The organism is Azoarcus taiwanensis, from assembly GCF_012910885.1.
Lineage (GTDB): Bacteria > Pseudomonadota > Gammaproteobacteria > Burkholderiales > Rhodocyclaceae > Azoarcus_F > Azoarcus_F taiwanensis.
Window position 1 is genome coordinate 1 of record NZ_WTVM01000244.1, and the last position, 2,150, is coordinate 2,150.

Genomic DNA, 2,150 nt, shown 5'->3' on the forward strand with positions numbered 1-2,150 from the left:
GTGATGCTCGTCGGCGAACAGGTCGGTCTTGATGGCGGTGCGTTTCTTCATGGCTGGCGGCAGAGAACGAAATCAGGACAATCCAATTTTACCAATCACAGAGGTGCCGAGGTTTTTCGAGGCGCCCTGCAGAAGACCCCGACCGCAAACCACCTCCGTTTGAGAAGCTCATTGGTGATGTTGCGGGTGCCTGTTCACGCCGCATGTCAAAGCATTTCCCCACCGCTTCGCGACTACAGAACTACTGCAAAGCTCTACGTTAGCCAAATGAAGTTCCCTCTATGAGCAACATCCTTAAATACCAGAAAGAGCACGAGCTTGAGCTAATAGCCCTCCTGGAAAAGGAGCCTGATTGGAGCTCGTTTGTGAGCGCCCAGGCAGTTGATACGTTCAAGGAGGCGCTGCTGGAAAGTGAAACCTTTCTGTGTGAGAACGAAGGCAATATCTGCGGATATCTCCGAGCCTTGGTTGATGGCTTCGGTATCTATATTAGTGAATTGTATGTCGCTCCACAGTATAGGGGTAACGGCTATGGCTCAGAGCTTCTGGAAAAGGTTAAACAAGAGCACCCGAATCAGGATGTTTACGTGCTGTCCGATGAAGACGTCTATTACGAAAAACTCGGATATCAGCGGGTCGGCTCTGTTTTTAAGTTATAAAATGGCTAACAAGCGGATTTTGGCGGACTGGCTTTACGCTGTGCTCCAAGCCAGCCGCCAATGCGGCCGTGAGGCATCGCTATGACCCCTCAGATCGCCTTGCTGATGGCGGAATACAATCGTTGGATGAACGAGCGCATGTACGAGGCGGCCGCAACGCTGGACGCCGAGACGCTGGCGGCTGACCAGGGCGCATTTTTCGGCTCGATCCTTGGAACTCTGAATCACATTGCAGCCGCCGACACGATCTGGCTGCACCGCTTCGCTCAGCATGAAGCGTCGTTTTCAAGCCTGAGTGCCCTTGCCAAATATCCGCAGCCCTCTTCGTTGTCCCAGCCCCTTGCAAGAGACCTGAAGGAACTTCGCGGCTACCGAAGCGAACTCGATGCGATCATCGAGAGTTGGGTGGCGGAGCTAACCCCTGAGCACCTGTCGGCCAGCATCACCTACGGCAACATGGCTGGCGCCAAGTCCAGCAGGAACTTTGGCGCCCTGCTGCAGCACTTCTTCAACCACCAAACGCATCATCGCGGCCAGGCGTCTACACTGTTGTTCCAGTCGGGCGTAGATATCGGTGTCACTGATCTACTGGCGGTCTTTCCGCACATCACACTCCATGAACGCATACCACCTTGCTCAAGTTAATGTCGCGCTGGCGCGCGGCGAGATGACGTCCGATACCATGAGCGGGTTCGTCTCGCGGCTTGATGAAATCAATCGCCTCGCGGAGTGTTCGAAGGGTTTCGTCTGGCGCCTCGTTGGTGATGGCGCTGATGCGACGAGCATCAGGGCATTCGATGACCCGCTGCTACTCGTCAATGTGAGCGTATGGGAAGACCTGGAGTCGTTGAAGGCGTATGCCTACCAGTCCGCCCACGTCGAGCTCATCCGCGATCGAGACGCCTGGTTCCACAAGCTGGCAGAGGCGCACCAGGCGCTCTGGTGGGTGCCCGTGGGGCATACGCCGACGGTTGAAGAAGCAAAGGCCAGGCTCGAGCACATCAGGACACACGGGCCAACGCCCACGGCATTCACTTTTGCCAGGGCCTTTCCGCAGCCGGTCGCTTGATGCGACGATAGCGAAGGTGCCTGACGGTGCATTCCGTAGACCGACGTCGCCAGCGCGGCTGATTCTTGAGCAAATCTGACCCAAAAAGAACTCGCATGCATACGCCTGACCCTAGTTTCTCGGTGAACGACGGATTGCTGAAGGCGGTCGAGCTGCTCGCGTCGCGAGGACTTGACGCTGCCGACCTGCCGCTTGCGCTTCCCGAGGCCGGGGTTGGTGATGTGGGTGCCTTGGAGATGCTCTCGGGCCATGTGCTCGGTGAGGCGGCTCAACTCGGTTCGCCTACGGCGCTCGCGCACATGGATCCGCCGACGCCGTGGATCACTTGGGCGATGGCGCTGTGGAATGCCAGTCTCAACCAGAACCTGCTTCATGAGATGACCTCGCCCTTCGCCACCCAGGCCGAGGCGCGGGCGTTAGGC

5 protein-coding genes are annotated in these 2,150 nt (G+C 57.3%); all 5 read left to right on the forward strand.

Going from position 1 to position 2,150, the window contains the following annotated elements; translation table 11 throughout:
* The coding region (locus tag GPA21_RS20730; RefSeq protein ID WP_211163731.1) for a hypothetical protein at positions 1 to 285 on the forward strand (285 nt) is incomplete at its 5' end.
* Positions 282 to 659, forward strand: coding sequence for a GNAT family N-acetyltransferase (locus GPA21_RS19980; protein ID WP_168989816.1), 378 nt, complete (start codon positions 282 to 284; stop codon positions 657 to 659). The genes GPA21_RS20730 and GPA21_RS19980, both read left to right, overlap by 4 nt.
* Before the next feature lie 81 nt (positions 660 to 740).
* Positions 741 to 1,304: a DinB family protein gene (locus GPA21_RS19985; protein ID WP_168989817.1), complete on the forward strand. Its 564-nt coding sequence runs from the start codon at positions 741 to 743 to the stop codon at positions 1,302 to 1,304.
* Complete coding sequence (locus GPA21_RS19990) at positions 1,276 to 1,728, forward strand: DUF3291 domain-containing protein (protein ID WP_168989818.1); 453 nt, start codon at positions 1,276 to 1,278, stop codon at positions 1,726 to 1,728. Before GPA21_RS19985 ends, GPA21_RS19990 begins: the two co-directional genes overlap by 29 nt.
* Positions 1,729 to 1,823: 95 nt before the next feature.
* A partial coding sequence (locus tag GPA21_RS19995) for a hypothetical protein (RefSeq protein WP_479686190.1) occupies positions 1,824 to 2,150 on the forward strand: 327 nt, incomplete at its 3' end.